The sequence below is a fragment of the Anoxybacillus sp. LAT27 genome (assembly GCF_022030075.1).
GTDB classification, from domain to species: domain Bacteria; phylum Bacillota; class Bacilli; order Bacillales; family Anoxybacillaceae; genus Anoxybacillus; species Anoxybacillus kestanbolensis.
In genome coordinates, this window is the sequence record NZ_JAIWYK010000355.1 from 1 (window position 1) to 228 (window position 228).

The 228-nt window shown below is 50.4% G+C and carries 1 pseudogene; it reads right to left on the minus strand.

What is annotated here, in order from left to right:
• Window positions 1-228: pseudogene (locus LD028_RS09775) on the minus strand (flagellar hook-length control protein FliK); the annotation flags it as partial.

Here is a 228-nt window from a genome sequence, read left to right on the forward strand (position 1 = left end):
GATCACTAGTTTTCCCTTCCGTCTGCTTATCTGTATCTGTCACTAAAAGCGGCGCGCCTGCAGCTGCCCAAATTGGTGCAACAGCCAAAGCAGCCACGATGGAAGGGGCAAGCCACAATGGTTCTATTTGCGCCGGCTTCTTTTCCTCTGAAGATAGTTGTCCGGCTGCGTCCGTTTCCATTCCGTCATTTTGCCAATCCAGCTCTTTGTTTTTGTTCGACTCCTCTT